The sequence below is a fragment of the Streptococcus sp. 20925_1_69 genome (genome assembly GCF_041432365.1).
In the GTDB taxonomy this organism is placed as follows: domain Bacteria; phylum Bacillota; class Bacilli; order Lactobacillales; family Streptococcaceae; genus Streptococcus.
Genome location: NZ_JAPVZL010000009.1, coordinates 85,348 through 96,560 on the forward strand (window position 1 = coordinate 85,348; position 11,213 = coordinate 96,560).

General features: G+C 42.4%; 8 protein-coding genes. All 8 read left to right on the plus strand.

What is annotated here, in order from left to right:
* The first annotated feature begins 67 nt into the window (after positions 1–67).
* On the plus strand, positions 68–514 hold the full coding sequence (gene argR, locus O3601_RS07345) for an arginine repressor (RefSeq protein WP_001231476.1): 447 nt from the start codon (positions 68–70) through the stop codon (positions 512–514).
* A gap of 50 nt (positions 515–564) precedes the next feature.
* The gene (gene mutS, locus O3601_RS07350; RefSeq protein WP_371472126.1) at positions 565–3,099 is read left to right on the plus strand and encodes a DNA mismatch repair protein MutS; all 2,535 of its coding nucleotides are present in this window, start codon (positions 565–567) and stop codon (positions 3,097–3,099) included.
* 145 nt (positions 3,100–3,244) lie between these two features.
* A complete protein-coding gene (gene patA / locus O3601_RS07355) occupies positions 3,245–4,951 on the plus strand; it encodes a multidrug efflux ABC transporter subunit PatA (protein WP_371472128.1) in 1,707 nt (568 codons plus the stop codon).
* Position 4,952: 1 nt separating this feature from the next.
* On the plus strand, positions 4,953–6,719 hold the full coding sequence (gene patB, locus O3601_RS07360; RefSeq protein ID WP_371472130.1) for a multidrug efflux ABC transporter subunit PatB: 1,767 nt from the start codon (positions 4,953–4,955) through the stop codon (positions 6,717–6,719).
* A 137-nt stretch (positions 6,720–6,856) separates the two neighbouring features.
* Entirely contained in the window at positions 6,857–7,546 is a 690-nt protein-coding gene (locus O3601_RS07365) for a gamma-glutamyl-gamma-aminobutyrate hydrolase family protein (RefSeq protein ID WP_049524749.1), read from the plus strand.
* A 170-nt stretch (positions 7,547–7,716) separates the two neighbouring features.
* Positions 7,717–9,066, plus strand: a complete 1,350-nt coding sequence (locus O3601_RS07370) for a glucose-6-phosphate isomerase (protein ID WP_000018268.1) — start codon at positions 7,717–7,719, stop codon at positions 9,064–9,066.
* Between the two features lie 127 nt (positions 9,067–9,193).
* The gene (gene gltX, locus O3601_RS07375) at positions 9,194–10,654 is read left to right on the plus strand and encodes a glutamate--tRNA ligase (RefSeq protein ID WP_371472133.1); all 1,461 of its coding nucleotides are present in this window, start codon (positions 9,194–9,196) and stop codon (positions 10,652–10,654) included.
* Between the two features lie 13 nt (positions 10,655–10,667).
* Positions 10,668–11,102 (plus strand): cytidine deaminase, encoded by a 435-nt coding sequence (locus O3601_RS07380; RefSeq protein ID WP_173229738.1) that lies wholly within the window; start codon positions 10,668–10,670, stop codon positions 11,100–11,102.
* The last annotated feature ends 111 nt before the right edge of the window (positions 11,103–11,213 follow it).

The window sequence follows — 11,213 nt, forward strand, 5'->3', positions numbered from 1 at the left end:
AATCTCCTATTTTTTTGGTATAATATAGTTATAAAAATAGTTATAAATATTCACATAAGAGGATTTTATGAGAAAAAGAGATCGTCATCAGTTAATAAAAAAAATGATTACTGAGGAGAAATTAAGTACACAAAAAGAAATTCAAGATCGGTTGGAGGCACACAATGTTTTTGTGACGCAGACAACCTTGTCTCGTGATTTGCGCGAAATCGGCTTGACCAAGGTCAAGAAAAATGATATGGTGTATTATGTACTAGCAAATGAGACAGAAAAGATTGATTTGGTGGAATTTTTGTCTCATCATTTAGAAGGTGTTGCAAGAGCAGAGTTTACCTTGGTGCTTCATACCAAACTGGGAGAAGCCTCTGTTTTGGCAAATATTGTAGATGCAAACAAGGATGAATGGATTTTAGGAACAGTTGCTGGTGCCAATACCTTATTGGTCATTTGTCGAGACCAGCACGTTGCCAAACTAATGGAAGATCGTTTGCTAGATTTGATGAAAGATAAGTAAGGTCTTGGGAGTTGCTCTCAAGACTTATTTTTGACAAGGAGAGACGGAAAATGGCGACAGAAAAGCTATCACCCGGCATGCAACAGTATGTGGATATTAAAAAGCAATATCCAGATGCTTTTTTGCTCTTTCGGATGGGTGATTTTTATGAATTATTTTATGAGGATGCGGTCAATGCTGCGCAGATTCTGGAAATTTCCTTAACGAGTCGCAACAAGAATGCGGACAATCCGATTCCTATGGCGGGTGTTCCCTATCATTCTGCCCAACAGTATATCGATGTCTTGATTGAGCAGGGTTATAAGGTGGCTATCGCAGAGCAGATGGAAGATCCTAAACAAGCAGTTGGGGTTGTGAAACGAGAGGTTGTTCAGGTCATTACGCCAGGGACAGTGGTCGATAGCAGTAAGCCGGATAGTCAGAATAATTTCTTGGTTGCCATAGACCGTGATGGCAATCAATTTGGCCTAGCTTATATGGACCTGGTGACGGGTGACTTTTATGTGACAGGTCTTTTGGATTTCACGCTGGTTTGTGGGGAAATCCGTAATCTCAAGGCGCGAGAAGTGGTGCTGGGTTATGACCTGTCTGAGGAAGAAGAACAAATCCTCAGTCGTCAGATGAATCTGGTGCTCTCTTATGAAAAAGAAGGCTTTGAAGACCTTCATTTACTGGATTCACGATTGGCAGCTGTGGAGCAATCGGCCTCTAGTAAGCTACTCCAGTATGTTCATCGGACCCAGATGAGGGAATTGAACCACCTCAAGCCTGTTATCCGCTATGAAATCAAAGATTTCTTGCAGATGGATTATGCGACCAAGGCTAGTCTGGATTTGGTTGAGAATGCCCGTTCAGGCAAGAAGCAAGGCAGTCTTTTCTGGCTTTTGGATGAAACCAAAACGGCTATGGGTATGCGTCTCTTGCGTTCTTGGATTCATCGCCCTTTGATTGATAAGGAACGAATCATCCAACGTCAGGAAGTGGTGCAGGTCTTTCTTGACCATTTCTTTGAGCGCAGTGATTTGACAGACAGTCTCAAGGGAGTTTATGATATCGAGCGCTTGGCTAGTCGTGTTTCTTTTGGCAAAACCAATCCCAAGGATCTCTTGCAGTTGGCGACCACCTTGTCCAGTGTGCCACGGATTCGTGCGATTTTAGAAGGCATGGAGCAACCTGCTCTAGCCTATCTCATCGAACAACTGGATGGAATCCCTGAGTTGGAGAGTTTGATTAGCGCAGCGATTGCTCCTGAAGCTCCTCATGTGATTACAGATGGGGGAATTATCCGAACTGGATTTGATGAGACTTTAGACAAGTACCGTCGCGTTCTCAGAGAAGGGACTGGTTGGATTGCTGAGATTGAGGCTAAGGAGCGAGAAAACTCTGGTATCAGCACGCTTAAGATTGACTACAATAAAAAGGATGGCTACTATTTCCATGTGACCAATTCTCAACTGGGAAATGTGCCTGCTCACTTTTTCCGCAAGGCGACGCTGAAAAACTCAGAACGTTTTGGAACCGAAGAATTAGCCCGTATCGAGGGAGATATGCTGGAGGCGCGTGAGAAGTCAGCCAATCTAGAATACGAAATCTTTATGCGTATTCGTGAAGAGGTCAGCAAGTACATCCAACGTTTACAAGCTCTAGCTCAAGGAATTGCGACAGTTGATGTCTTACAGAGTCTGGCAGTTGTTGCTGAAACCCAGCATTTGATTCGACCTGAATTCGGAGATGATTCGCGAATTGATATCCAGAAAGGGCGCCATGCTGTCGTTGAAAAGGTCATGGGGGCTCAGACCTATATTCCCAATACGATTCAGATGGCAGAAGATACCAGTATTCAACTGATTACAGGGCCCAACATGAGTGGGAAGTCAACCTATATGCGTCAGTTAGCCATGACGGCAGTTATGGCCCAGTTGGGTTCTTATGTGCCAGCAGAAAGTGCCCATTTACCGATTTTTGATGCAATTTTTACCCGTATCGGAGCAGCCGATGACTTGGTTTCAGGTCAATCAACCTTCATGGTGGAGATGATGGAGGCCAATAATGCCATTTCGTATGCAACCAAAAATTCCTTGATTCTCTTTGATGAATTGGGACGGGGAACTGCAACTTATGACGGAATGGCTCTTGCTCAGTCCATCATCGAATACATCCATGAGCATATTGGAGCCAAGACCCTCTTTGCGACCCACTACCATGAGTTGACTAGTCTAGAGTCTAGCTTGGAACACTTGGTCAATGTTCACGTGGCAACCTTGGAGCAGGATGGGCAGGTCACCTTCCTTCACAAGATTGAACCAGGACCAGCTGATAAATCCTACGGTATCCATGTTGCCAAGATTGCTGGCTTACCAGCAGACCTTTTAGCAAGGGCGGATAAGATTTTGACTCAGTTAGAGAATCAAGGTACAGAAAATCCTAATCCTATGAGACAAACAAGTGCTGTCACAGAACAGATTTCACTCTTTGATACGACTGAAGAACATCCTATCCTAGCAGAATTAGCTAAACTGGATGTTTACAATATGACACCTATGCAGGCTATGAATGTCTTGGTCGAGTTAAAACAAAAACTATAAAGAATGAATTACTTGTCATTCTAGCTATATCAAGGAGACTTTTTTGACAATCCTCCACTTTTTTGCTAGAATAGCATCACACAAACAGAATGAGAAGGAGCTGACACATTGTCGCTCCCTTTTGTCTATTTTTTAAGGAGAAAGTATGCTGATTCAGAAAATAAAAACCTACAAGTGGCAGGCCTTGGCTTCGCTCCTGATGACAGGCTTGATGGTTGCTAGTTCACTTTTGCAACCGCGTTACTTGCAGGAAGTCTTAGACGCCCTCCTTGCTGGAAAATATGAAGCTATTTATAGTATCGGGGCTTGGTTGATTGGTGTGGCCGTGGTCGGTCTGGTTGCTGGTGGGCTCAATGTTGTCCTTGCGGCCTATATTGCCCAAGGAGTTTCATCTGACCTTCGAGAGGATGCCTTCCGTAAAATCCAAACCTTTTCTTATGCCAATATTGAACAATTTAATGCGGGAAATCTAGTCGTTCGCATGACAAATGATATCAACCAGATTCAGAACGTCGTCATGATGACCTTCCAAATTCTTTTCAGACTTCCCCTCTTATTCATCGGTTCGTTTATCCTTGCGGTTCAAACCTTACCTTCTCTGTGGTGGGTGATTGTTCTCATGGTTATCTTGATCTTTGCCTTGACTGCTGTCATGATGGGAATGATGGGCCCTCGTTTTGCCAAGTTTCAAACCCTTCTTGAACGCATCAATGCCATTGCCAAGGAAAATCTGCGTGGCGTTCGTGTGGTCAAGTCCTTTGTCCAAGAAAAAGAGCAGTTTGCTAAGTTTACGGAGGTTTCAGACGAGCTTCTCGGTCAAAATCTTTACATTGGGTATGCCTTTTCAGTAGTGGAACCTTTCATGATGTTGGTCGGTTATGGGGCGGTATTCCTCTCTATTTGGTTAGTTGCAGGGATGGTTCAGTCGGATCCATCAGTTGTTGGCTCTATTGCTTCCTTTGTCAATTACTTAAGCCAGATTATCTTTACCATTGTCATGGTTGGATTTTTGGGAAATTCTGTCAGTCGTGCCATGATTTCTATGCGTCGTATTCGAGAAATTCTTGACGCAGAGCCAGCCATGACCTTCAAGGATGTCCCAGATGAAGAGTTGGTCGGCAGTCTTAGCTTTGAAAATGTGACCTTTACCTATCCAATGGACAAGGAACCAATGTTGAAAGATGTGAGCTTTACTATTGAACCTGGTCAGATGGTTGGTGTCGTTGGAGCGACTGGTGCAGGAAAATCAACCTTGGCTCAATTGATTCCACGTCTCTTTGACCCGCAGGAAGGGGCTATTAAAATCGGAGGCAAGGATATTCGAGAAGTGAGTGAAGGGACCCTGCGTAAAGCTGTCTCTATCGTTCTCCAACGTGCCATTCTCTTTAGTGGAACGATTGCAGATAACTTGAGACAGGGCAAAGGAGATGCTACTCTATTTGAAATGGAGCGCGCAGCCAATATTGCCCAAGCTAGTGAATTCATTCATCGTATGGAGAAAACCTTTGAAAGTCCAGTTGAAGAAAGGGGAACCAATTTCTCAGGTGGGCAAAAGCAAAGGATGTCGATTGCGCGCGGGATTGTCAGCAATCCACGTATTCTGATTTTTGACGATTCGACCTCGGCCTTGGATGCCAAGTCAGAGCGCCTAGTGCAAGAAGCCTTGAATAAGGACTTGAAGGGAACAACAACTATTATCATCGCGCAAAAGATTAGCTCGGTTGTTCATGCAGATAAAATCTTGGTTCTAGATCAAGGACGATTGATTGGTCAAGGTACGCATGCAGACTTGGTTGCCAACAATGATATTTACCGTGAAATCTATGAAACACAGAAAGGAAAGGAGGAGTAAAATGAAAACAGTTCAATTTTTTTGGAATTATTTTAAAGTCTATAAGCTATCATTTGTAGTTGTTATCCTGATGATTGTTCTGGCAACTCTTGCCCAAGCCCTCTTTCCGGTCTTTTCTGGACAAGCAGTGACGCAGCTAGCTAATTTAGTTCAAGCTTATCAAGATGGCAATCCAGAACTTGTATGGCAAAGTCTATCAGGAATCATGGTCAATCTTGGCCTGCTGGTTTTGGTTCTATTTATCTCTAGTGTGATATACATGTGTCTCATGACGCGCGTGATTGCAGAGTCGACCAATGAGATGCGCAAAGGCCTCTTCGGTAAGCTTGCTCGCTTGACGGTTTCTTTCTTTGACCGCCGACAAGATGGCGATATCTTGTCTCGTTTTACCAGTGATTTGGATAATATCCTTCAAGCCTTTAACGAAAGCTTGATTCAGGTCATGAGCAACATCGTTCTATACATTGGTCTGATTCTTGTCATGTTTTCGAGAAATGTGACGCTGGCCCTCATCACCATTGCCAGCACACCAGTTGCCTTCCTCATGCTGATTTTTATTGTAAAAATGGCACGCAAATACACCAACCTCCAGCAAAAAGAGGTAGGGAAACTCAACGCCTATATGGATGAGAGTATCTCAGGCCAAAAAGCTGTCATTGTGCAAGGGATTCAAGAGGATATGATGGCAGGATTTCTTGAACAAAATGAGCGCGTGCGCAGGGCAACCTTTAAAGGAAGAATGTTTTCAGGAATTCTTTTCCCTGTCATGAATGGCATGAGTCTGGTCAACACAGCCATCGTTATCTTTGCTGGTTCAGCTGTACTTTTGAATGATAAGTCTATTGAAACAAGTACAGCTCTAGGTTTGATTGTTATGTTTGCCCAATTTTCACAGCAGTACTACCAGCCTATTATCCAAGTTGCAGCGAGTTGGGGAAGCCTTCAGTTAGCCTTTACGGGGGCTGAACGGATTCAGGAAATGTTTGACGCAGAGGAAGAAATCCGACCTGAAAAGGCTCCAATCTTCACTAAGTTGCAAGAAGGTGTTGAAATTAGTCATATTGATTTTTCATACTTGCCTGATAAACCTATTTTGAAAGATGTCAGCATTTCCGCTCCGAAAGGCCAGATGACAGCGGTTGTTGGGCCGACAGGGTCAGGGAAAACGACTATTATGAACCTCATCAATCGCTTTTATGATGTTGATGCTGGTGGTATTTATTTTGACGGCAAAGACATTCGTGACTATGATTTAGATAGTCTAAGAAGCAAGGTGGGGATTGTCTTGCAAGATTCGGTCTTGTTTAGCGGAACGATTCGAGACAATATTCGTTTCGGTGTGCCAGATGCTAGTCAAGAAATGGTTGAGGTAGCAGCCAAGGCAACCCACATTCACGACTATATCGAAAGCTTACCTGATAAGTACGATACTCTTATCGATGATGACCAGAGCATCTTCTCAACAGGGCAGAAACAATTGATTTCCATCGCTCGAACCCTGATGACAGATCCAGAAGTTCTCATTCTAGATGAAGCAACTTCAAACGTAGATACGGTGACAGAAAGCAAGATTCAGCATGCTATGGAGGCGGTCGTAGCGGGTAGAACCAGTTTTGTCATTGCCCATCGTTTGAAGACCATCCTCAATGCAGATCAGATTATTGTCCTTAAAGATGGAGAGGTCATTGAACGCGGTAACCACCATGAACTTTTGAAACTAGGTGGATTCTACTCAGAACTCTATCACAATCAATTTGTCTTCGAATAAGAAAGAAGTTGTCCTCTTGGGCAGCTTTTTCTTGTCCATAAAAAATATTTATCACAGCCTTAAAAAAAACATATTAGACGAAAGGCGTTTTGAGTGATATTATAGGACTATCGTTAACATTCGAAAGGAGAGACATCATGGCTAGAACGGTTGTAGGAGTTGCTGCAAATCTGTGTCCCGTAGACGCAGAGGGCAAAAACATTCATTCATCTGTATCTTGTAGATTCGCAGAGAGCATTCGTCAAGTCGGCGGTCTCCCTTTAGTCATTCCTGTTGGTGATGAATCAGTTGTACGCGATTATGTGGAAATGATTGATAAACTCATCTTGACAGGTGGGCAAAATGTTCATCCTCAGTTTTATGGAGAGAAAAAAACCATCGAGAGCGATGATTACAATCTAGTCCGTGACGAGTTTGAACTGGCTCTCTTGAAAGAAGCGCTCCGTCAAAATAAACCAATTATGGCAATCTGCCGCGGTGTTCAACTTGTTAATGTTGCCTTTGGTGGAACTCTCAATCAAGAAATCGAAGGTCACTGGCAAGGACTACCTTTCGGAACATCTCACTCTATTGAGACAGTAGAAGGAAGTGTGGTGGCCAAGCTATTTGGGAAAGAAAGTCAGGTCAACTCCGTCCATCGTCAAAGCATTAAAGATTTGGCACCTAATTTCCGTGTAACTGCTATTGATCCAAGAGACCAGACCATCGAAGCGATTGAGTCTATCGATGAGCACCGCATTATCGGTTTGCAGTGGCATCCAGAGTTTCTGGTTAATGAAGAGAATGGTAATTTAGAATTATTTGAGTATTTATTGAATGAACTCTAACGACTGGGACATCTGGTCGTTCTTTCTTTTATTTTTTCAAAATTTTTGGAATGTGGGATTTTTACGCAAACGTTTGAATTCTGATAAAAATTGGAGAAATTCGACAAAAAAACTTGAAAAAAACGAAGGTAAGCGTTATGATAGAAAAGAAGAAATATTGGAGGAATAACATGTCACATATTAAATTTGATTATTCAAAAGTTTTAGACAAATTTGTTGCACCACATGAAGTGGAATACATGCAATCACAAGTAACAGCAGCAGATGAATTGATCCGTAAAGGAACTGGTGCTGGTAGCGACTTTTTAGGATGGTTGGACCTTCCTGAAAACTACGACCGTGAAGAATTTGACCGTATCTTGAAAGCTGCTGAGCAAATCAAATCAGACAGCGATGTCTTGGTTGTAATCGGTATCGGTGGATCTTACCTTGGTGCCAAAGCAGCAATCGACTTCTTGAACCACCACTTTGCTAACTTGCAAACAAAAGAAGAACGCAAAGCTCCACAAATCCTTTACGCAGGAAACTCAATCTCATCTACTTACCTTGCTGACTTGGTAGAGTATGTTGCAGACAAAGACTTCTCAGTAAACGTGATTTCTAAATCAGGTACAACAACTGAACCAGCGATTGCTTTCCGTGTCTTCAAAGAACTCTTGGTTAAGAAATACGGTCAAGAAGAAGCCAACAAACGTATCTATGCAACAACTGACCGCCAAAAAGGTGCTGTTAAGGTTGAAGCAGATGCTAACGGTTGGGAAACATTTGTTGTTCCAGATGACATTGGTGGACGCTTCTCAGTCTTGACAGCTGTTGGTTTGCTTCCAATCGCAGCATCAGGAGCTGACATCAAAGCCCTTATGGAAGGTGCTAACGCAGCTCGCAAAGACTACACTTCAGATAAAATCTCTGAAAACGAAGCTTACCAATACGCAGCAGTTCGTAACATCCTTTACCGTAAAGGCTATGCAACTGAGATCTTGGTAAACTACGAGCCATCACTTCAATACTTCTCAGAGTGGTGGAAACAATTGGCTGGTGAATCAGAAGGGAAAGACCAAAAAGGTATCTACCCAACTTCAGCCAACTTCTCAACTGACTTGCACTCACTTGGTCAATTTATCCAAGAAGGAACTCGTATCATGTTTGAAACAGTTGTCCGTGTTGACAAACCTCGTAAAAACGTGATTATCCCTAGCTTGGAAGAAGACCTTGATGGACTTGGTTACCTTCAAGGAAAAGACGTTGACTTTGTAAACAAAAAAGCGACCGACGGTGTTCTTCTTGCCCACACAGATGGTGACGTACCAAACATGTACGTGACCCTTCCAGAGCAAGATGCCTTCACTCTTGGTTACACTATCTACTTCTTCGAATTGGCTATCGCTCTTTCAGGTTACTTGAATGCCATCAACCCATTTGACCAACCAGGTGTTGAAGCTTACAAACGCAACATGTTTGCCCTTCTTGGAAAACCAGGATTTGAAGAATTGAGCAAAGAACTTAACGCACGTCTATAATAGAAGAAAAGAGTGGTTTGTCCACTCTTTTTACTCTCTTTATCCATAGAAATTGGACTCAGCCAAGACTTGTGATATAATATAGAGAGCAAAAAGGCAGACGCCTAGAGACTTTATAGGAGAAACTATGTCAAAAGATATCCGCGTACGTTACGCACCAAGTCCAACAGGACTACTACACATCGGAAATGCCCGTACAGCATTGTTCAACTACTTATATGCACGTCATCATGGTGGAACTTTTATCATTCGTATCGAAGATACTGACCGTAAACGACATGTCGAAGATGGTGAACGTTCACAGCTTGAAAACCTTCGCTGGTTAGGCATGGATTGGGATGAAAGCCCAGAAACACATGAAAATTACCGCCAGTCTGAACGTTTGGACTTATATCAAAAATACATCGACCAATTGCTAGCTGAAGGAAAAGCCTACAAATCTTATGTTACAGAAGAAGAGTTGGCAGCTGAACGCGAACGCCAAGAAGCAGCTGGCGAAACACCACGCTACATCAATGAATACCTTGGTATGAGTGAAAAGGAAAAAGCGGCTTACATCGCAGAACGTGAAGCAGCAGGAATTATCCCCACAGTTCGTTTGGCGGTCAATGAGTCAGGTATCTACAAGTGGCATGATATGGTCAAAGGTGATATCGAATTTGAAGGTGGCAATATCGGTGGTGACTGGGTTATCCAAAAGAAAGATGGTTACCCAACTTACAACTTTGCCGTTGTCATCGATGACCATGATATGCAAATTTCTCACGTAATCCGTGGAGACGACCACATTGCTAATACACCAAAACAGCTCATGGTTTATGAAGCACTTGGTTGGGAAGCTCCAGAGTTTGGTCACATGACCTTGATTATCAACTCTGAAACTGGGAAAAAATTGTCTAAACGTGACACCAACACCCTTCAGTTTATCGAAGACTACCGTAAAAAAGGCTATTTACCAGAAGCAGTCTTTAACTTTATTGCTCTTCTTGGTTGGAACCCAGGTGGAGAAGATGAAATCTTCTCTCGTGAAGAACTCATTAAACTTTTCGATGAAAACCGCCTGAGCAAGTCTCCAGCAGCCTTTGACCAGAAAAAACTAGACTGGATGAGCAATGATTATATCAAGAATGCAGACCTTGAAACCATCTTTAAAATGGCAAAACCATTCTTAGAGGAAGCAGGCCGTTTAACTGACAAGGCTGAAAAACTAGTTGAGCTATATAAACCACAAATGAAATCAGTAGATGAAATTATTCCATTGACAGATCTTTTCTTCTTAGATTTCCCAGAACTGACAGAAGCAGAGCGTGAAGTCATGGCGGGAGAAACAGTCCCAACAGTTCTTGAAGCCTTCAAAGCAAAACTTGAAGCGATGACAGATGATGAATTTGTAACAGAGAATATCTTCCCACAAATTAAAGCAGTCCAAAAAGAAACAGGTATTAAAGGGAAAAATCTTTTCATGCCTATTCGTATCGCTGTTTCAGGTGAAATGCATGGACCAGAATTACCAGATACAATTTTCTTGCTTGGACGTGAAAAATCAATTCAGCATATCGAAAATATGTTAAAGGAAATCTCTAAGTAAGAAGGATGCAACAATGGACATCTGGGAAAAGATGTACGAAGAAGCACAGAAGCTATACGATCCACATGAAGTATCAGACTTTGTTTATGCCAATCATGTTGTAGCTGCAGTAGAAGCAGAAGATGGACAAATATTTACAGGATTCTGTATGGAGGGAACCTGTGGTGTTTTCCATCTCTGCGCAGAGCGGGCGGCACTCTTTAATATGTACCAATTTTCAGGACAAACTAAGGTTAAAAAAGTATTAGCCTTTCGAGATAAACCACCTTATGGTGGAAGTTCAGCCATGCCTTGCGGTGCTTGTAGAGAATTCCTTTTAGAGCTTAATGCTGAAAATAAAGATGCAGAATTCATGATGGACTACGATACAAGAAAGACGGTGAAAGTCGCAGAACTAATCCCCTATTGGTGGGGAGAAGAACGTGCTTCTAAGTTTAATGAACAATAGAAGAGTCAGTACAATTCTGGCTCTTTTTACTATAATTTGAAAAACTGTACTTGAAAAAGAATTGAAAAATTTGTAAAAAGTTTAAAAAAGGTGTTGACAAAGTTTGAAAAG